Source organism: Bradyrhizobium sp. RP6, assembly GCF_003837805.1.
Taxonomy (GTDB): domain Bacteria; phylum Pseudomonadota; class Alphaproteobacteria; order Rhizobiales; family Xanthobacteraceae; genus Bradyrhizobium.
This window is the reverse complement of the sequence record NZ_RQIT01000019.1, coordinates 80418-98694: the sequence shown is the minus strand read 5'-3', so window position 1 is coordinate 98694 and position 18277 is coordinate 80418. Positions and strand designations below refer to the sequence as shown.

The 18277-nt window shown below is 65.1% G+C and carries 16 protein-coding genes; 9 read left to right on the top strand and 7 right to left on the bottom strand.

The genetic code is table 11. The features are described 5' to 3' along the window. Positions 1-3156, top strand: coding sequence for an efflux RND transporter permease subunit (locus EHH60_RS27710; protein ID WP_124162559.1), 3156 nt, complete (start codon positions 1-3; stop codon positions 3154-3156). A 136-nt stretch (positions 3157-3292) separates the two neighbouring features. Here the strand turns inward: EHH60_RS27710 and EHH60_RS27705 are convergent, their stop codons facing one another. Together EHH60_RS27705 and EHH60_RS27700 are read right to left on the bottom strand one after the other, a co-directional pair. Beyond that, positions 3293-5560 (bottom strand): cation:proton antiporter domain-containing protein, encoded by a 2268-nt coding sequence (locus tag EHH60_RS27705; protein WP_124162558.1) that lies wholly within the window; start codon positions 5558-5560, stop codon positions 3293-3295. Positions 5561-6032: 472 nt separating this feature from the next. Beyond that, positions 6033-7205, bottom strand: a complete 1173-nt coding sequence (locus EHH60_RS27700) for an MFS transporter (RefSeq protein WP_124162557.1) — start codon at positions 7203-7205, stop codon at positions 6033-6035. Between the two features lie 60 nt (positions 7206-7265). On the opposite strand from EHH60_RS27700, the gene EHH60_RS27695 reads away from it, so the two are divergent. Next, positions 7266-8066 (top strand): AraC family transcriptional regulator, encoded by an 801-nt coding sequence (locus EHH60_RS27695; protein WP_199752078.1) that lies wholly within the window; start codon positions 7266-7268, stop codon positions 8064-8066. Between the two features lie 194 nt (positions 8067-8260). Beyond that, entirely contained in the window at positions 8261-9613 is a 1353-nt protein-coding gene (locus tag EHH60_RS27690) for a malonyl-CoA decarboxylase (RefSeq protein ID WP_124162555.1), read from the top strand. A gap of 123 nt (positions 9614-9736) precedes the next feature. Here the strand turns inward: EHH60_RS27690 and tarD are convergent, their stop codons facing one another. From tarD to EHH60_RS27665, 5 genes are all read right to left on the bottom strand, one after another. Beyond that, on the bottom strand, positions 9737-10906 hold the full coding sequence (gene tarD, locus EHH60_RS27685) for a D(-)-tartrate dehydratase (protein ID WP_124162554.1): 1170 nt from the start codon (positions 10904-10906) through the stop codon (positions 9737-9739). Positions 10907-11047: 141 nt separating this feature from the next. Next, positions 11048-11290 (bottom strand): DUF3297 family protein, encoded by a 243-nt coding sequence (locus tag EHH60_RS27680; RefSeq protein WP_029674077.1) that lies wholly within the window; start codon positions 11288-11290, stop codon positions 11048-11050. Between the two features lie 11 nt (positions 11291-11301). Next, the gene (locus tag EHH60_RS27675) at positions 11302-11778 is read right to left on the bottom strand and encodes a glutathione peroxidase (protein ID WP_124162553.1); all 477 of its coding nucleotides are present in this window, start codon (positions 11776-11778) and stop codon (positions 11302-11304) included. A 2-nt stretch (positions 11779-11780) separates the two neighbouring features. Beyond that, entirely contained in the window at positions 11781-13181 is a 1401-nt protein-coding gene (locus EHH60_RS27670) for an amidase family protein (RefSeq protein WP_124162552.1), read from the bottom strand. 162 nt (positions 13182-13343) lie between these two features. Beyond that, on the bottom strand, positions 13344-13601 hold the full coding sequence (locus EHH60_RS27665) for a DUF6894 family protein (RefSeq protein ID WP_124162551.1): 258 nt from the start codon (positions 13599-13601) through the stop codon (positions 13344-13346). Positions 13602-13864: 263 nt separating this feature from the next. Between EHH60_RS27665 and pqqA the strand changes: the two genes are divergently transcribed. The 6 genes from pqqA to pip all read left to right on the top strand — a co-directional run bounded on the left by pqqA (position 13865) and on the right by pip (position 18275). After that, entirely contained in the window at positions 13865-13945 is an 81-nt protein-coding gene (gene pqqA / locus EHH60_RS27660; RefSeq protein WP_124162599.1) for a pyrroloquinoline quinone precursor peptide PqqA, read from the top strand. Between the two features lie 133 nt (positions 13946-14078). Further along, positions 14079-15008: a pyrroloquinoline quinone biosynthesis protein PqqB gene (pqqB, locus tag EHH60_RS27655; RefSeq protein WP_124162550.1), complete on the top strand. Its 930-nt coding sequence runs from the start codon at positions 14079-14081 to the stop codon at positions 15006-15008. 20 nt (positions 15009-15028) lie between these two features. After that, positions 15029-15784 (top strand): pyrroloquinoline-quinone synthase PqqC, encoded by a 756-nt coding sequence (pqqC, locus tag EHH60_RS27650; RefSeq protein WP_502697427.1) that lies wholly within the window; start codon positions 15029-15031, stop codon positions 15782-15784. Positions 15785-15809: 25 nt separating this feature from the next. After that, positions 15810-16121, top strand: a complete 312-nt coding sequence (gene pqqD, locus EHH60_RS27645) for a pyrroloquinoline quinone biosynthesis peptide chaperone PqqD (protein ID WP_124162548.1) — start codon at positions 15810-15812, stop codon at positions 16119-16121. Then, complete coding sequence (gene pqqE / locus EHH60_RS27640; RefSeq protein WP_124162547.1) at positions 16118-17299, top strand: pyrroloquinoline quinone biosynthesis protein PqqE; 1182 nt, start codon at positions 16118-16120, stop codon at positions 17297-17299. Before pqqD ends, pqqE begins: the two co-directional genes overlap by 4 nt. Continuing rightward, positions 17292-18275, top strand: coding sequence for a prolyl aminopeptidase (gene pip, locus EHH60_RS27635; RefSeq protein WP_124162546.1), 984 nt, complete (start codon positions 17292-17294; stop codon positions 18273-18275). Before pqqE ends, pip begins: the two co-directional genes overlap by 8 nt. Positions 18276-18277 lie beyond the last annotated feature (2 nt).

Sequence of the window (18277 nt, the reverse complement as noted above, 5' to 3'; positions counted from 1 at the left end):
ATGATCTCAAAATTCTTCATCGAGCGGCCGGTCCTCTCGAACGTCATTGCGCTTCTGATGATCCTGATCGGCGGCGTCGCGCTGTTCAACCTCGCCATCGCGCAATATCCCGACGTGGTGCCGCCGACCGTGCAGGTCACCACGCGCTATCCCGGCGCCAGCGCCAAGACCGTGATCGACACCGTCGCGCTGCCGATCGAGCAGCAGGTCAACGGCGTCGAGGACATGCTGTACATGCAGTCCTACAGCGGCTCCGACGGCACCTACACCCTGACCGTGACCTTCAAGATCGGCACCGACCTCAACTTCGCGCAGGTGCTGGTGCAGAACCGCGTCTCCAGCGCACTGTCACAATTGCCGCAGGCGGTACAGAACCAGGGCGTCACGGTGCAGAAGCGGTCGACCTCGATCCTGCTGTTCGTGACGCTGACCTCGCCGGATTCGCGATACGACAGCCTGTATCTGAGCAATTACGCCACCATCAACATTCGCGACGAGCTCTCCCGCCTGCCCGGCGTCGGCAACGTCACGGTGTTCGGCGCCGGCCAGTACTCGATGCGGATCTGGCTCGATCCCAACAAGCTGCAGGTCCGTGGCCTCGTGCCGCAGGACGTGATCCAGGCGATCCAGCAGCAGAGCCAGCAGGTCTCGGCCGGCCAGATCGGCGCGCCGCCGACACCGCCGGGACAGGCGTTCCAGTACACGCTGAACGTCAACGGACGGCTCGACGACGCCGGCCAGTTCGAGAACATCATCGTCAAGTCAGGCACCAACGGCGATGTCACGCGCGTGCGCGACGTCGGCTGGGTCGAGCTCGGCGCGCAGACCTACAGCCAGATCTTCTCGCTCAACAAGCAGCCGGCGGTCGGCATCGGCGTATTCCAGTCGCCCGGCGCCAATGCGCTCCAGGTCGAACAAGCCGTCGAGAAGAAGATGGCCGAGCTCGCCAAGCGCTTTCCGGAAGGCGTCAGGTACGACACGCCGTTCGACACCACCAAATTCGTGGAAGCCTCGGTGCACGAGGTCTACATGACCCTGATCGAGGCCGGCCTGCTCGTGCTGGTCGTGATCCTCGTGTTCCTGCAGGACTGGCGCGCGATGCTGGTGCCGGCGACCACCGTTCCGGTCACCATCATCGGCGCCTTCGCCGCGATGGCGGCGCTCGGCTTCACCGTCAACATGTCGACGCTGTTCGCGATCGTGCTCGCGATCGGCATCGTCGTCGACGACGCCATTGTCGTGGTCGAAGGCGCCGCGCACAACATCGAGCAGGGCATGAACGGCCACGACTCCGCGATCAAGGCGATGGACCAGCTGTTCGCGCCGATCGTCGGCATCACCCTGGTGCTGATCTCGGTGTTCCTGCCGGCCTCGTTCCTTGCAGGGCTCACCGGGCGCATCTATTCGCAATTCGCGCTGGTGATCGCCGCGACCGCGCTGTTGTCTGCCATCAACGCGGCGACGCTGAAGCCGACGCAATGCGCGCTCTGGCTGCGGCCGCCAGTTCCGCCGGAGCAGCGCAATTTCTTCTATCGCGGTTTCAATGCGGTCTATGCCCGCGTCGAGCGCGGCTATACAAGGCTGATCACGTTCCTCGTCAGGCACGCCACCATCTCGGTCGCGTTCGCGCTGCTGATCATCGGAGCCAGCGCCTACGGCCTGTCGCGGGTGCCGACCGGATTTCTGCCGATCGAGGACCAGGGCTATCTGATCGCCGCCGTGCAGCTGCCCGACGGCGCCGCGCTGGAGCGGACCCAGAAGGTGCTCGACAGAGCGAGCGAGCTGATCAAGGACACCCCTGGAGTCCAGCAGGTCATCACCATCGCGGGCATCTCGGCGCTCGACAACAGCGCGAGCCTCGCCAATGCCGGCGTCGCCTACATCATCCTGAAGGATTGGGACGCCCGCAAAGGGCCCGGCGAGGATCTGCGCTCGCTGGTCTTTGGCCTCAACGACAAACTCGCGACCATCATGGAGGCGCGCACGATCGTGCTGCCGCCGCCGCCGATCCAAGGCATCGGCAACGCCGCCGGCTTCTCGATGCAGGTCGAGCTGCGCGACGGCAACAGCGATTTCGCCAAGCTGCAGGCCATCACCGGCGCGATGGTCAGTAACGCCCAGAGCCAGAGCGCGCTGCAGCGCGTGCAATCCTCGTTCCGCTCGTCCGTTCCGCAATTCGACGTCGAGATCGACCGCGTCAAGACCCAGACGCTGCACGTGACCACCGATCAGGTGTTCTCGGCGCTTTCGACCTATCTCGGCTCGTCCTACGTCAACCAGTTCAACAAGTTCGGCCGCGTGTTCCAGGTCTACACCCAGGCCGATCCGGCGTTCCGCCTGACCGAGCGCGACATCGCCAACATGCAGGTGCGCAACTCGAATGGCGACATGATCCCGATCGGCACCGTCGCCAAGATCACGCCGGCGACGGGTCCGTCGCTGATCAGCCTCTACAACCTCTATCCGTCCTCGACCGTGATCGGACTGCCGGCGCAGGGCTATTCCTCCGGCCAGTCGCTGAAGCTGATGGAGGAGATCGCGGACAAGACGCTGCCGCCGGGCACCGGCTATGAATGGACGGCGATGTCGTATCAGGAGAAGGCGGTCTCGAACCAGATCTACTGGGTGTTCGGCCTCGCCATGCTGCTGGTCTATCTCGTGCTCGCCGGCCAGTACGAAAGCTGGTACGCGCCGATCTCGGTGATCCTCGCCGTGCCGCTGTCGCTGCTCGGGCCGATGCTGATCCTCTCCGGGCTCAAGATCGACAACAATCTCTATTGCCAGATCGGCCTGATCCTCCTGATCGCGCTGTCGGCCAAGAACGCGATCCTGATCGTCGAGGTCGGGCTCGAGCTGCACGGTCGCGAGGGCAAGCCGATCATGGAGTCCGCCATCGAAGCCGCGCGCGCCCGCTTCCGCCCGATCCTGATGACCTCGTTCGCCTTCATCCTCGGCGTGGTGCCGCTGGTGCTCGCGACCGGCGCCGGCGCCAGCGCACGCAAGTCGATCGGCATCACCGTGTTCTCAGGCATGCTGGCCTCGACCTGCCTCGCGGTGCTGTTCGTGCCGGCCTTCTTCGTGGTGGTGCAGCGCTTCGAGAACTGGCGGGCGTCGAAGAAGGCGCCGAAGGTGAAGACGGTGGCGGAGGTGAAGTAGACGGCGGCTATCGGCCACGATCGTCATCACGAGGAGCTCTTGCGACGAAGCAATCTAGAATCTTTCCGCAGAGGGAGTCTGGATTGCTTCGTCGCTTCGCTTCTCGCAATGACGGGGAGAGAGTGCGCGCTGTCGCTCAAGCCTTCTCCGCCGGAGTCCGTCGCGCTTCGCCGCTCGACACCAGCAACACTGACACCTTCGACCGCCGGAGCACGGCGTCGGCGACACCGCCGAAGGAGAGATGGTCGGCCTGGATGCGGTCCACGCCCATGACGACGAGGTCGACGTCGGTGGTGTCGATCTCGCGGAGGATCGCCGCCTCCGGCGCCCGGTTCACCCGCAGCGTGGTGGTGATGTCGACGTCGTAGCGGGCGGCGAGATCGCTGGCGTCCTTGAGGATGCCCGCCTCCTGGCTCAGTCCGCGGGAAGCGCCGCGCTGTGCGCCCTTGTCCCGCGTCGTCGCCACATAGATCACCCGGAGCGAGCCTGATCCCGCTTGTGCCAGCGCCACCGCCGTCTCGGCACCCCGCTTGGAGACGCCGCTGCCGGAAACCGGAACGAGGATGTTGAGCGCGTCGGGTATCGGCTGCTTCAGGTGCTTGCCTTTGGCCGCGACGATCGCGAGCGGTCCTTCGAACTCCGCCGCGATGTCGTCGATCCTCCGGTCGAAGCGGTCCGTGGTCGCGGTCAACTTGTCGATGCCGACGACCATGAGATCGAAGCCCTTGCGCGCTTCGCCGGCGATCGTCGCGCCGAGCTCCGCCTGCCTCGCGCGGGTGACGACATCGACCTCGCCGACGCCTCCACCACCGTCGACGGACACCGTCTCGGCGGCCTTCTTCACCACGGCTTCGTGGCTTTCCTCCTCGTCACGTCCCTTCTCCTGTTCCTTGGCGCGCTGGCCGATATGCAGCACGGTGATCGGCAGGCCGCGCATGCCGGCGATCAGGCCCGCGACGTGGGCGGCGAAGGTGGCGTTGACGCTTTCGTCCACCGCCAGCAGGGGGCGCTCGAGATTGGCGATGAAGCCGCGCTTCTCGAACTCTTCCCGCTCCAGCCGTTCCCTCTCCTCCTCGTTCATCGGCAGCCTGGCCAGCGCCGCGCGCAGCATCGGCGGCATCGCCATCGTTGTCACGATCGCCATGGTCACGATCATCGTGAACAGGTTCTGGCTCAGCACGCCGATGGAGAGGCCGATGGTGGCGATGATCACCTCGGTCGAGCCGCGCGCGTTCATCCCGCTGGCGAGCGCCAGCGACTCCCGATAGCTCAAGCCGCCTGCGGTGCCGCCGACAAAGGCGCCGCCGAACTTGCCGGCGCTGGCGATCACCACCAGCAGGCCGGTGAGCATCAGGAGATTGGGATCGCGCAGCACCGAAAGGTCGGCGCTGAGGCCGGCGAGGCCGAAGAACACCGGCATGAAGAAGCTCGAGATCAGCCCGCGCAGGCGCTCGTCGATCTGCCGCGTCAGGATCGGGGACTCGCCGACCAGGATGCCGGCGACGAAGGCACCGAGCACGGTGTGAACGCCGATCAGATGGGTGATCAACGCCATGACGCTCATCAACAGCAGGATCACGGTGATGACGGCAGCCGCGCTGAGAAGCGTGTCGTTGGCCCAGCGGATCAGCAGGAACACCAGGCGGCGGCCGATGGTGAAGCTGACGGCGAGGAAGGCGAGCGTGCCCAGCACGGCTTTTGCCACCGAGGCGATGTCGAGCGTGCCGTGCGAGGCCAGGCTGAAGATGACGGCGATGATGATCCAACCGATGGTGTCGTCGATGACGGCGGTCGCGACGATGATCTGCCCGACGTTGCGGCGCATGAAGTTCATCTCGCGCACCACCACGGCGACGATCTTCACCGAGGAGATCGACAGCGCCGTGCCCATGAACAGCGAGGCCACGAGGCGCTCCTGCGGATTGGGCAGCAGCGCGTCCGGCAGGAATTCACCCAGGACAAAGCCGCAGACGAAGGGCACGACGATGCCGGCGATCGAGATCGCGATCGCGGCCTTGCCGACCTTCCGGACCAGCTTGAGGTCGGTCTCCATGCCGGTGAGCAACAGCAGCAGCAAGATGCCCACTTGCGCGATGCCGTCGATCATCGCCTTCTGCTCGGGCGTCTTCGGGAAGATCGCGTGCTGCGCCTCGGGCCAGATCCAGCCCAACAGCGACGGCCCGAGAATGATGCCGGCGAGCAACTCGCCGATCACCGAGGGCTGGCCGATCCGCTGCATGATCTCGCCGAGCCCGCGGCCGACCGCGATCAGCAGCACGATCTGCACGATCAGGAGGAATTCTGACGGACCGGCCGATTTGCCCGCTTCGGCACAGGCCGCAATGGTGGTGAGGACAAGCGCCGCGGGGACGAGGCCGACGGGTCGGAGCAGGCGCCAAGGCATGCAGGTGTTCTTCCCCCTTCATCTGCCCCGGCGAGGTGCCGCGGCGACAGAGATAGAACCCGCCGGAGGCGAAGGGAGTTCCAAGCTCTCGCGGCGGGAGTGGGAGGATCGAAACGAAAAGTGCGAAAACAACCCCATGCACAGTAGAGATGGGCTTGAAAGGCCCCACAAATTTCGACCTTGCCGAATCAACTTGCTCCGTCGGGCAAAACACTGGCAGAATGGCATGATCGGCAGGCACCGGGGGGAGTAACACCGCAGGCCCTGCCGCCTGCCACATCCCCCGTCATTGCGAGCGCAGCAAAATAATCCAGACTGTCTCCGCGGAGGGCCTCTGGGTTGCTTCGCTGCGCTCGCAATGACGGGGCGGAGAGAGCGGCCTCCGGGTCCCGGCTCTGCGCCGCAACGCACCGGACGATGCTTCGCATCGCCGGGAGCGTTGCAGCGTGTCCGGGACACGAGACCGCCGCGCTCACACCGTCTGCGGCGTCCTGATCTCGCGCGGCAGGATCAGCGCGGCGGCGATCGCGAACAGGCATAGGGCGGCGAAGGCGTGCAGCATGGTGACGAAGCCGCCCTGCTCGTACAGCCATGCGACGAGCCCGACGGAGGCGCCGGCCGCGGTGAAGCCAACGAAATAGCGCACCGCGTAGGCGCGCGAGCGCCACTCCTCGGTGGTGTACTTGCCGACCATGGCATCGTTCACCGTGACCTGCCCGAACGCGCCCATGACGATGCCGATCGAGACCAGGATCAGCGGCAGATTGCTCAGGCTGGCGGCCAGATAGAGGAACGGCGCCAGCATGAAGGACAGCGGCAACGCCACCGTCTTCAGCGAGTAGCGGTCGAGCAGCCGGCCGATCGTGTACTGGGTCATCGCGCCGAACACGTAGACGCAGGCGGCGATGACGCCGAGCAGCGCCGGGCTCCTCGTGAGGTCCGCGAGCCGCTCCGCAAACAGTTTTGGCAGCGCCACGGTGACCGCGTTGAATGTCGTGGAGATCGCGATCACCACGATCAGCAGGGCCAGGACCACGCGCCACATGTCCTGCCTGGCGACGCGAGCCTGCGCTGCCGCCTGCTTCGAACCCTTGCGGTCCTCGTGCACGACCGTCATTGCGAACGCGATGCCGATCAGGATCGTGACGACACCGGGAACGATGAAGGCGGATCGCCAGCCGAGATACTGGCCGATCACGCCGGTGACCAACGCCGAGGAGGCGACGCCGAGATTGCCCCAGACGCCGTTCAGCCCCATCTCGCGGCCGAGCTTCTCGGCATAGGACACGATCATCGCCGTGCCGACGGGGTGATAGATCGAGGCGAAGATGCCGATCGCAAGCAGCGCCGCGCCGAGCTGCGCGGGCGTCTGCACGAAGCCGACCGCGATCATGGAGGCGCCGATGCCGACGAAGAAGATCAGCATCATGTGGCGGCGGCTCCAGCGGTCGCCGAGCCAGCCGGTCAGCAGCGAGCCCGCGCCGAAGGCGACGAAGCCCGGCGTCGCGTAAGGCAGGAGTTCCGAATAGGCCATGCCGAGCGCCGGCCCCATGATGATGACGGCGGCGGCGAAGATCAGCATCGAATAATGGTCGATGAAATGGCCTGCGTTGACGAAACCGATCACCCGGCTGGGGCTGTTCATTCCGAATCCTCTCCTGCTCCGAAATGAGTTATATGTCCTCCCCATGACGGGGTGCCGCCAATGACTGTCTTGGAAACGCCAATCCTGCGGGAGGTCCGCAGCAACCATCGCTCGCCCTCGGGCGTGCACCTGGTCGCGCGTGACTATCCCAAGGGCCTGCGGATCGACCCGCATTTGCACCGCGAGGCGCAGCTGATCTATGCGGCACGCGGCACCATGCAGGTGACGACGCCTGAGGGACGCTGGCTGGTGCCGCCGGACCGCGCGGTCTGGGTGCCGGCCGGGCTCGAGCATGCCCTCGACCTGCTTGCCGACATCGAGATGCGCACGCTGTATTTCGACCTCGCCTGGCTGAAGCGCGAGCAGCGCTATGAGGGGTTGACCAGGGAGTTCGTGGTGCGGGTGTCGCCGCTGCTGCACCAGGCGATCCTCGCGCTGTTCGACGCGCGCAACACCGAGGAGCGCACCGAACTATTGGTGCGCCTCGTGATGCTGGAATTGCACCAGGCCGAGGATTCCGCGACCTTCGTGCCGCTGCCGCGCGAGCCGCGCTGCCGCCGTGCCGCCATGATCGTGCTTGACGACCCCACCGGCCTGCACGACATCGACACCCTGGCGCGCGAGGTCGGCACCTCCGCGCGCACGCTGTCGCGGTTGTTTTCGAGCGAGACGCAGCTGAGCTTCAAGAGCTGGTGCCAGCGCGCCCGCATCGCCTCCGCGATCCAGCGGCTGTCGACGGATGCGAGCGTGTCGGTGAAGCAGCTCGCCACCCAGCTCGGCTATGCCAGCGTGCCGGCGTTCTCGGCCGCGTTCCGTCAGGTGACGGGACGCACGCCGACGGAGTTTGCGGGGAAGGGTTAGCTCGTCACACGCGGGCGTGTCCATCCCTTCGCAAAAGGCTTTGCAATTGGAATGGATGGCCGGTCAAGCCCTGCCATGACCAAAGAGACTGACGAGACGTGCCACACCATCAAAATGACGCTTGATTGTGATCGGCTTCCGCCTAAATCCCGTGTAAGCTTCGACAACGCACAAACCGGAATTGAAAAGTCCAGATGGCCAATGCCTTCTTCTCCGACCTGCTCGCCACCATCTCCGAGCGCGGCCGCACGCTGCTTCGCCGCGGGGACTCCGCCGACACCAAGCGGGATGCCGATGGGCTGATCGAGCTATGCGATGCGTTGCTGTCGGGCCGGGGCGAAGCCTCCGGCACCGCGATGGCGCGCGAGGTGCTCGACATCTACCGCGAGCTGGATGCGGCGGGACGCCGCGCCTTCTTCGAGGGACTGGTGCGCGATTTCGGCCCCGATCGGGAGCGCCTGTCCAAGGCGATCGAGCAATGGCGCGCCAAGCCGAGCGACGAGGATGCGAGCTCGTTGCACTTCGCTTCCGAGCCGCGGCGGCAGGAGCTGATCCGCCGTCTCAACCGCGCGCCGGGCGGCACCGGCGATCTCGTCAACATGCGCGCCGATTTGCTCGGCATGATGAACGGGCACACCGATCTCGCCGCGCTCGACCGCGACGTCTCGCACCTTCTCTCTTCGTGGTTCAACAGGGGGTTTCTCGTGCTGCGCAGGATCGACTGGTCGACCCCGGCCAACATCCTCGAAAAGATCATCCGCTACGAAGCCGTGCATGAGATCAGCGACTGGGACGACCTGCGGCGCCGCATCGATCCGGTCGACCGCCGCTGCTACGCCTTCTTCCATCCTGCGATGGTCGACGAACCCCTGATCTTCGTCGAGGTGGCGCTGACCGAGACGATGCCGGGCGCGATCGCGCCCTTGCTTGCGGTCGACCGCCAGCATCTGCCGATCGAGCGCGCGCGCACCGCCGTGTTCTATTCGATCTCCAACACCCAGCGCGGCCTTGGCGGCATCTCCTTCGGCAGCTTCCTGATCAAGCAGGTGGTGGAAGAGTTGCGCCGCGAACTGCCGAAGCTCGACACCTTCGTGACGCTGTCTCCGGTGCCCGGCTTCATGGCCTGGGTGAGGCAGGACAAGGACTTGCCGCTGTCGGACGAGGACCGCGAGGTGCTGAAGCGTCTCGACGAGCCCAAATGGTTCGAGAGCCCGGAGACGGCGGCGCTGCTGCGCAGCGTGCTGGAGCCCCTCGCCGCGCACTATTTCCTCAAGGCGCGCACGCCGAAGGGCCGGCTGATCGATTCCGTCGCCCGCTTCCATCTCGGCAACGGCGCAAGGCTCGAGCGCATCAACTGGTTAGGGGACCTCTCGCCGAAGGGCCTGCGCGAGTCGGCGGGCATCATGGTCAACTACCTCTACCGCCTCGACGACATCGAGAAGAACCACGAGGCCTATGCCAATGACGGCGAGGTGGTCGCGTCGAGCGCTGTGAAGAAGCTGCTGAAGAGCGAAGGACGAAGGCTGCTGGATATGCGATTGTCGTAGGGGGCACAGCTCGCACCCGACCGTCATTGCGAGGGGCCCTTGCGACGAAGCAATCCAGACTGCCGCCGCGGAAAGACTCTGGATTGCTTCGCTGCGCTCGCAATAACGGAATTTGTTGCCGGGCTACTCCGCCAGCGCCTTCATCTCCTTGTAGAGATCCGACTTGCCTTCGAAGCCGATGCCGGGAAGGTCGGGCATGGTGATGTGGCCGTTCTCGACACGCACACCGTCGGGGAAGCCGCCGTAGGGCTGGAACAGGTCGGGGTAGCTCTCGTTACCGCCGAGACCGAGGCCGGCGGCGATGTTGAGCGACATCTGGTGGCCGCCATGCGGGATGCAGCGGCTGGGTGACCAGCCGTGGGTCTTCAGGACTTCAAGCGTGCGCTGGTATTCGCACAGGCCATAGGACAGTGCGCAATCGAATTGCAACCAGTCGCGGTCGGGTCGCATTCCCCCGTAGCGGATGAGATTGCGGGCGTCCTGGTGGCTGAACAGGTTTTCGCCTGTCGCCATCGGGCCCGGATAGAATTCGGCGAGCGCGGCCTGCAGCGCGTAGTCGAGGGGATCGCCGGCCTCCTCATACCAGAACAGCGGATAGTCCCGCAGCATCTTGGCGTAGGCAATCGCCGTCTCCAAGTCGAAGCGGCCGTTGGCATCGACGGCGAGCTGCGCGTCCTTGCCGATCTCTTCCAGCACAGCCTCGATGCGCTTACGGTCTTCCTCGATCGGAGCGCCGCCGATCTTCATCTTCACGACGTTGTAGCCGCGATCGAGATAGCCGCGCATCTCGCCGCGCAGCATCGACAGGCCCTTGCCGGGATAGTAATAGCCGCCGGCGGCGTAGACGAAAACGCGCGGATCGGCGGTCACGCCGTGACGTTCGGCGAGCAGGCGAAACAGCGGCTTGCCCGCGATCTTGGCCACCGCATCCCACACCGCCATGTCGATGGTGCCGACCGCGACGGAGCGCTCGCCATGTCCACCCGGCTTCTCGTTGGCCATCATCGCGGCCCAGACCTTGTCGGGGTCGAGATTGTCGCCGGCGTCATCCAGCAGCGACTTCGGATCGGCTTCGAGGATGCGCGCGGCGAAGCGCTCGCGGATCAGGCCGCCCTGCCCGTAGCGGCCGTTGGAGTTGAAGCCGTAGCCGACGACGCGCTTGCCGTCGCGCATGACATCGGTGACGACGGCGACGAGGCTCGTCGTCATCTTCGTGAAGTCGATATAGGCATTGCGGATCGGCGATGAGATCGGCTTGGTGATCTCGCGGACGTCGACGATGCGGACGGACATGGGGTTGGGCTTTCGGTGGTTATTGTCGTCATTGCGAGGAGCGAAGCGACGAAGCAATCCAGACTGCCTCGGCGGAAAGATTCTGGATTGCGTCGCTTCGCTCGCAATGACGAGGAGAGAGAGGCGCGCGCTCAGCTCAAGCTATTTCTTATCCCTGAAATACGGCTCCACGGGTCCGTGCACCTTGATGGTCAGCGGGTTGCCGTGGCGGTCCTTGGCGTTGCCCGCGGTGACGCGGACCCAGCCTTCGCTGATGCAGTACTCCTCGACATTGGTCTTCTCGATGCCCTTGAAGCGGATGCCGACGTCGCGCGCCAGAATGTCGGCATTGTAGTAGGGGCTGTTCGGGTCGACCGACAGGCGGTCCGGAAATTCGTCGCTCATGATTGTCTCGCTCACAACAGGGTCTCGATTTGTCGTCGCAATCCTTCGGGCCGTGCGGTCGGCGCGTAGCGCGCGACCACCTTGCCGGCACGATCCACCAGGAATTTGGTGAAATTCCATTTGATGGAGGCGCCCAAGAGGCCGGATCGCTGACGTTTCAGGTACTCATAGAGAGGATGCGCATTGGCGCCGTTGACGTCGATCTTCTCGAACAGGGGAAAGGTGACGTCGTAATTGGTCGAGCAGAACTCCTGGATCTCGCTCGCCCGGCCCGGCTCCTGCGCCCCGAACTGATTGCAGGGAAAGCCGAGCACGGAAAAGCCGCGCGGCGAGAGATCGCGGTAGAGATCCTCGAGGCCGCGATATTGCGGCGTGAAGCCGCATTTGCTCGCGGTGTTGACGATCAGCAACACCCGCCCCTCGAAATGCCTCATCGGCACCTCCTCGCCGGCAAGCGAGTTGGCCTTGAAGTCGTAAATGGCGGTCATCGCTAGCCCACGGGATCGATCGGCGACGGCGGCACGCCGCCGGCCTCGATCGCTTCGCCCGCGAGCAGGCAGAGGTCTTCGCGGTAGCGGCCGGAGACGATGTGCACGCCGACCGGGGCCTTGCCGACGAGACCGGTGGAGACCACGAGACCCGGCAGGCCCATGAAGGGAATGGCGATCTGCGGCAGCTGCGCCTCCCAGACGCGCTTGAAGGATTCGTCATCCTTGCGGTCGAGATGGTCCGGGAACGGCAGCTCGCCGGAGACCGGCGTCAGCAGCACGGCGTACTTCTCGAAGAACAACATCCATTCGCGGGTCAGCGCGGCTCTTCGGGTCAGCGCCTTGGCGTAGTTCGCCTGGTCCATCGGGGTGACCCTGGCGCGGTTGCCGCGCAGGCAGGCCAGCGCACCGGGATCGCCCTCGCGCTCGGCCATTTCGAGCTGCGCCTCATAGCCGTCGCCGAGCCAGAGCTTGATCTGCCACTCCACCGCCTCGCGCATCGGCGGCGTGTCCTCGATCACATCGACGGTCCAACCGGCGCGTTCGAGCCGCTTGCCGGCGTCGCTGACCGCGGCCTTCACCTCCGGCGTGGTGGCAAGGCCGCCCGGGTTGAGGCAGAGCGCGGCGCGCTTGTCCCGTGCGGGGCCTTCCAGCGGCGCCGGCACGAACCAGGGATCGCGGATGTCGCGGGCTGACATCGCCTCGAGCGAGATCCTGATGTCGTTGACCGTGCGCGCCAGCGGTCCCGAGACCGCCATGATCTGCGGCCCGATCGGGCGCTCCGGCAGCGCCGGATTGAAGGCGGGGATACGGCCGAGCGTCGGACGCAGGCCGTGGACGCCGCAGGCATAGGCGGGATAGCGGATCGAGCCGGCGATGTCGGTGCCATGGGCAATGTGGCCGATGCCGGCCGCGACCGCCGAGCCGGCGCCGCCGGACGAGCCGCCCGGGGTCAGCGAGGAGTCGCGGGGATTCTTGGTGTCGCCGTGGATGAGGTTGGTGGTGAACCAGCGATAGGAGAAGGCCGGGCAATTGGTGCGGCCGAGCAGAATGGCGCCCGATTTACGAAAATTGGCGACCACCGGATTGTCCTCGCGCGCGATCACGTCGCGCTGCAGCTTTAGGCCGTTGGTGGTGGCAAAGCCTTCTTGGTCGACATTGGCCTTGATGGTGACGGGCACGCCGGCGAGGACACCGGGATCCTCCCCGCGCGCGATGGCGGCATCGACGGCATCAGCCTGTTTGAGGACGTCGTCCGGCCGGTGGTCGATCACCGCGTTGAGGCGGGGATTGACGGCATCCAGGCGCGCGAGGCCGGCCTGCGCAGCCTCCCTGGCGGAAACCTTCTTGGATTTGACGAGGGTAACGAGGTCGGCGGCCGACAGGCGCCAGAGATCTTGCATGGCTTGCTCCGTGTAATCGGCGTCTTTTAGCGCCGGGAACGCGGCAAAGCCATGCGGTTTTCGCGGAGGTGAAGGGATGTCAGTGCCGCACAGGTCTCACCACGGACACGCTGCAACCTTTCCCGCTTGCTTTGCGGGAGAGGGAGCACACCTTGCGCGCCTCTAATGCCTCGTCGCGGACTGATCCGGCATGTCCAGCAGGGCCTCCGTGAAGGGAAACTCCAGCACGATTTCCCCATCATCGTCGGTCACCTCGATGACCGCCTCGAGCAGCGCCGGCTGTGCACCCTCCGACTTCACCACCTCCAGGATCATCTGACGAGCGACCTCCCAGGCGCGGTCGGGGTTGCGCAGGTCCTCGCCGTCGGGATCCACGATCAATTCGTCGCCGATACGGGTGTTGAAGAAATATCTGGGCATGCCTGATCCATGGGGTCGCCTGTAGCCGAATAGAAGCCATTCCATACTCACAACTCGTTTATCCCGACAGGGATCACGACCTATCGGTTATTTTGCGTACGGCATTCGCTCAACTTTGCGGCCGCAATGCGCTCTCTTTGCAGTGCAGCAATTCTGCCGGCCTACTACCTAGGTCGGGAAAATTTCACTGGCGAAGTTCTCCGCCGGCATTAGTCTAACGAGCGGGCGGATACGTCCCGAATTCACGAATATGGAGAGCCGAAATGGCCTGGAAAGCCCCGAAGATCATCGAAGTGCCCTGCGGCATGGAAATCAACATGTATGTGAGCGCCACCCGCAAGTAAGCGGTTGGTGAGATTGCGCTCTGCGCAGGTGGATCTTTCGGTCCGACGTCTTTCGGTCACAATACGTTTCCGGAAGACAGGATTCGTGTCGGTCTGAGATCCACCTCGCGACGTTACCTCCAGGAGACGAATCATGCTTCGCGTCGTCGTCCTGGGCGCCGGGGCCGGCGGCGGAGTTCCGCAATGGAATTGCGGGTGCGAGGGGTGCCGGGCGGCCCGTAGCGGCGGCCACGAGCTTCAAAGGACGCAGGCCTCGGTGGCCTTCAGCGGCGACGGCGAGCACTGGTTCCTGATCAACGCCTCCCCCGACCTGCGGCAGCAATTGAATGCCACGCCACAGCTGCACCCCAAGGCGGGCGCGCTGCGTCACACGCCGATTGCAGGCGTGATCCTGACCAACGGCGAAGTGGATGCGGTGGCGGGCCTGCTCTCGATGCGCGAGAGCTCGCCGTTCACAATCTATGCGCATGAGAAAGTGCTGGCGATTCTGGACAGCAACAGCATCTTCAACGTGCTGAACGAGAAGCACGTGCGGCGTCAGCCGATCGGAATCGATGAGCCATTCGAGCCCCGCCTGCCGGATGGTGCGCGCTCCGGCCTGGAGGTGCTGCCCTTCGCAGTGCCGGGCAAGTCGGCCTGGTATCTGGAAGGCAAGGCGCATCCGGGCGGCGAGAGCGGCGAAGGCGATACGCTGGGCCTGAGGATCACCGACAAGGCCACCGGCAAGTGCTTCTACTTCATTGCGGCCTGCGCCGAGGTGACCGACGCGCTCAAGGCCGAGATCGACGGCGCGGCGCTGGTGTTCTTCGACGGCACGGTCTGGCGCGACGACGAGATGATCAAAGCCGGGCTCGGCCACAAGACCGGCAGGAGCATGGGACATGTCGCCATGTCCGGCGACGACGGCGCCATCGCGCGGCTGGCCGATCTCAATATCGACAGGAAGCTGTTTCTGCATATCAATAACTCGAATCCGGCGTTGCTGCCCGGCTCGCCCGAGCGCAAAGCCGCTGAGCAGGCGGGCTGGCAGATACCCGCGGATGGAACGGAGATCGTGCTGTGAACGCCGCATCACTGACTGGAATGACCGCGCTCTCGATCGGCAGGGATATCAGGCTCAATTCGGCGGAGGAGCTCGAGGCGGCGCTGCGCCATATCGGAGCGACGCGCTACCACAGCCTGCATCCGTTCCATAAGCTGCTGCACGGCGGCAAGCTGAACAAGGGCCAGGTGCAGGCCTGGGCGCTCAATCGCTACTATTACCAGAGCACGATCCCGATCAAGGACGCGGTGGTGATCTCGCGCTTCCGCGACCGCGCCACGCGGCTGGAATGGCGCCACCGCATCGAGGACCATGACGGCGACGTCGGCAGCGAAGGCGGCATCGAACGCTGGATCAAGCTGACCGAAGGACTCGGGCTCGACACCGCTTACGTGGAATCCACCGAAGGCATCCTGCCGGCGACGCGCTTCGCGGTGGAAGCCTATGTTCACTACTGCCGCGAGAAGAGCCCGCTGGAGGCGATCGCCTCATCGCTCACCGAGCTGTTCGCGCCGAGCATCCATGAGGAGCGCATCGCCGGCATGTTGCAGCATTACGATTTCGTCAATCCCGACATCATGAGCTACTTCAAGCGCCGCCTGACCCAGGCGCCGCGCGATGCCAATTTCGCGCTCGACTATGTCAAGACGCATGCGAGGTCTCCGGAGGAGCGCGCCTCCGTCTGCAATGCGCTGATCTTCAAGACCAACGTGCTGTGGGTGCAGCTGGATGCGCTCCAGCACGCCTATGTCGAGGGCCACATTCCGCCGGGCGCGTTTGTGCCCAAAGAAAACTAGGAAGGCGAGCTGAGGGACAAGAGCAATGGCCGGGCCGCGGAACATCAGCGTCAGCGAGGCAAGCCGCCCCGTGCTGCCCCGGCATGCCAAGCTGAAATATGACGAGACGCGACAGGTCTGGGTGATCCTGGCGCCGGAACGGGTGCTGGCGCCCGACGAGATCGCAGTCGAGGTCCTGCAGCTCTGCGACGGCCAGCGCAATGTCGGCGAAATCGCCGATCAGCTGGCCGCGAAATACTCCGCGCCGCGCGAGGCGATCCTCGCCGATGTCATCGCCATGCTGCAGGATCTCGCCGACAAGGGCTTTCTCACCGAGATCAGGGAGAAGACGTCATGAGCGACGTGACCATCCCACCCAGCGACAGCCTCGCGGTGCTGGAGAAACAGCGCTCGACGGCGGAGACGTTCGGCATTCCCCTCGCCGTGCTGCTCGAGATCACCCATCGCTGCCCGCTGCAATGCCCCTATTGCTCCAATCCCGTCGAGCTCGATCGCTCGGCCAAGGAGCTGACCTCGGACGAGTGGAAGAAGGTGCTGAGCGAGCTCGCCGAGATCGGCGTGCTCCAGGTGCACTTCTCCGGCGGCGAGCCGACCGCTCGCAAGGACCTGGTCGAGCTGGTGAAGCACGCCAGCGACGCCGGGCTCTATACCAATCTCATCACCTCGGCCGTGCTGCTGACGCGCGAGAAGCTCAGCGATCTCGCCGATGCCGGGCTCTGCCATGTGCAGATCTCCTTCCAGGGCATCGAGGAAGGCCTCGCCGATCGCGTCGGCGGCTACAAAGGCGGCCACCGCAAGAAGCTCGAGGTCGCAAAATGGACGCGCGAGCTCGATCTGCCGCTCACCGTGAACGCGGTGATGCATCGGCAGAACCTGCACCAGCTCCCCGAAATGATCCAGATGGCGCTCGATCTCGACGCCGACCGGCTCGAGGTCGCCAATGTGCAATATTACGGCTGGGCGCTGAAGAACCGCGCCGCCTTGATGCCGACGGTGGCGCAGCTCGATGAGTGCACCCGCCTCGTCGAGGAGGCGCGCGAGCGGCTCAAGGGTCGGCTGACGATCGACTACGTCGTGCCGGACTATTACGCGCTGCGGCCGAAGAAATGCATGGGCGGCTGGGGCCGGCAGTTCTTCAACATCTCGCCGGCCGGCAAGGTGCTGCCGTGCCATGCCGCCGAGAGCGTCACCGGGCTCGACTTCGAATCGGTGCGCTCCAACCATTCGATCGCCTGGATCTGGCAGAACTCGGAGGCCTTCAACCGCTATCGCGGCACCGGCTGGATGAAGGAGCCGTGCAAGTCTTGCGAATTCCGCGAGATCGACTTCGGCGGCTGCCGCTGCCAGGCCTTCGCGCTGACGGGCGATGCGGCCAATACCGATCCGGCCTGCGCGCTGTCGCCGCTGCACGAGACCATCTTCAAGCAGGCGGAAGCCGAGGCCGAAGGCGAGACCAGCCGTTTCCTGTATCGCAATTTCGCTGGCGGCACCCTGGAATCCGAGAACGATGCCTGACGCGGACGCGGCCAGTTCGGTCAGGCGCGCCGATCCGTTTGCGCCGCTGACCTCCGACATGCTCGATGTCGGCGACGGCCATGAGCTCTATGTCGAGAGTGTCGGCCGCGCCGACGGAATTCCTGCGGTCTATCTGCATGGCGGGCCCGGCAGCGGCTGCCAGCCCGATCATCGCCGGCTGTTCGACCCCGATCGTTTCTGCGCCGTATTGTTCGACCAGCGCGGCTGCGGCCGCAGCCGGCCAAAGGGATCGCGCGAGCACAACACCATTGCGCATCTGATCGCGGACATGGAGAAGATCCGCGAAAAGTTCGGCATCACACGCTGGATGGTGGTCGGCGGGTCCTGGGGCGCGACGCTGGCGCTCGCCTACGCCGAGGCGCATCCGGAGCGCGTCTCGGGCATTGCGCTGCGCGCGACGTTTCTCGGCACGCGGGCGGAGGTCGAGACGGCCTTCACCTCGCGCCTGTCGCAATTCCATCCGGCGCTGTACGAGGATTTCCTGAGCGTGCTGACGCCCGAGGAGCGCGACCAACCGGTGGGTGCCTATTGGCGCCGTATCCTCGATGCCGACCCTGCCGTGCATGGCCCGGCGGCGAAGGCCTGGCACGATACCGAGCGCACCTTGTCCGAGCACAAGCCCGCACGGACGCGGCTCGACCTCGCCGCGCTGAACGTCTGGCGCACATTGCCGGGGACCCCGTTCATGGAAGCGCATTATTTCATTAACGACAGCTTCATGACCGCCGACCAGCTGCTGCAGAATGCGGGGAGACTTGCCGGCATTCCCGGCATCATCGTGCAGGGTCGATATGACCTGCTGTGTCCTCCCGCGACATCCCAGGCCCTTGCGAAAGTCTGGCCCGGTTCCGAGCTTCGCATCGTGGAAGAAGCCGGCCATTCGCTCTATGATGGCGGCGTGAGGGACGCGGTCATGAAGTCGATCGCAGACCTCGCGTCGAAGATCGGGCGATGAGA

Bases quoted from the DNA above. Each gene is read 5' to 3' on its own strand.
- EHH60_RS27700 (WP_124162557.1), bottom strand. From the start codon at position 7,205: ATGAACAGCCCCAGCCGGGTGATCGGTTTCGTCAACGCAGGCCATTTC.
- pqqD (WP_124162548.1), top strand. From the start codon at position 15,810: ATGGCCGGGCCGCGGAACATCAGCGTCAGCGAGGCAAGCCGCCCCGTG.
- EHH60_RS27705 (WP_124162558.1), bottom strand. From the start codon at position 5,560: ATGCCTTGGCGCCTGCTCCGACCCGTCGGCCTCGTCCCCGCGGCGCTT.
- EHH60_RS27710 (WP_124162559.1), top strand. From the start codon at position 1: ATGATCTCAAAATTCTTCATCGAGCGGCCGGTCCTCTCGAACGTCATT.
- EHH60_RS27690 (WP_124162555.1), top strand. From the start codon at position 8,261: ATGGCCAATGCCTTCTTCTCCGACCTGCTCGCCACCATCTCCGAGCGC.
- tarD (WP_124162554.1), bottom strand. From the start codon at position 10,906: ATGTCCGTCCGCATCGTCGACGTCCGCGAGATCACCAAGCCGATCTCA.
- pip (WP_124162546.1), top strand. From the start codon at position 17,292: ATGCCTGACGCGGACGCGGCCAGTTCGGTCAGGCGCGCCGATCCGTTT.
- EHH60_RS27695 (WP_199752078.1), top strand. From the start codon at position 7,266: ATGACTGTCTTGGAAACGCCAATCCTGCGGGAGGTCCGCAGCAACCAT.
- EHH60_RS27675 (WP_124162553.1), bottom strand. From the start codon at position 11,778: ATGACCGCCATTTACGACTTCAAGGCCAACTCGCTTGCCGGCGAGGAG.
- pqqE (WP_124162547.1), top strand. From the start codon at position 16,118: ATGAGCGACGTGACCATCCCACCCAGCGACAGCCTCGCGGTGCTGGAG.
- pqqB (WP_124162550.1), top strand. From the start codon at position 14,079: ATGCTTCGCGTCGTCGTCCTGGGCGCCGGGGCCGGCGGCGGAGTTCCG.
- EHH60_RS27680 (WP_029674077.1), bottom strand. From the start codon at position 11,290: ATGAGCGACGAATTTCCGGACCGCCTGTCGGTCGACCCGAACAGCCCC.
- EHH60_RS27665 (WP_124162551.1), bottom strand. From the start codon at position 13,601: ATGCCCAGATATTTCTTCAACACCCGTATCGGCGACGAATTGATCGTG.
- EHH60_RS27670 (WP_124162552.1), bottom strand. From the start codon at position 13,181: ATGCAAGATCTCTGGCGCCTGTCGGCCGCCGACCTCGTTACCCTCGTC.
- pqqA (WP_124162599.1), top strand. From the start codon at position 13,865: ATGGCCTGGAAAGCCCCGAAGATCATCGAAGTGCCCTGCGGCATGGAA.
- pqqC (WP_502697427.1), top strand. From the start codon at position 15,029: ATGACCGCGCTCTCGATCGGCAGGGATATCAGGCTCAATTCGGCGGAG.